The following is a 480-nucleotide window of genomic DNA, read 5'->3' on the forward strand; positions in this document are numbered from 1 at the left end:
GCCGTGCACCGTGCGTTCAAGCCTGCCGATTCCTCGCCCGACGGCGCTGCTGCCGCCATCGCTGCGCACAAGGGCCCGGTGGCCAAGCTGCGCCGCAACACCGTTCGCTGACCTGTGAAGGTACTGATTGTCGGCGCGGGTCCGGCCGGATCCACCGCCGCGTACTACCTTGCCAAGGCCGGGCTTGCGGTCACGGTCCTGGAAAAGACGGCGTTCCCGCGGGAGAAGGTCTGCGGTGACGGGCTGACGCCGCGCGCCGTCCGCGAGGTCCAGAAGCTCGGCCTGCCGCACCCGGAGAACGAGGGCTGGCGCCGGAACAAGGGCCTGCGCCTGATCGCCGGCGGCCGCACCATCGAGCTGCCCTGGCCCGAGGTGTCCGACTTTCCGCAGTACGGACTGATCCGCACGCGCCTGGGCTTCGACGAGGAACTGGCGCGCCACGCCGAGGCTGCCTGCGCCACGATCCTTGAGCGGCACAGC

Annotated in this window: 1 protein-coding gene; it reads left to right on the forward strand. The window is 70.8% G+C overall.

What is annotated here, in order from left to right; genetic code table 11:
• Nucleotides 1–114 precede the first annotated feature (114 nt).
• The coding region (locus tag AC1DKD_RS42005) for an FAD-dependent oxidoreductase (protein WP_477144837.1) at nt 115–480 on the forward strand (366 nt) is incomplete at its 3' end.

This window comes from Cupriavidus sp. 05T313, from assembly GCF_056396665.1.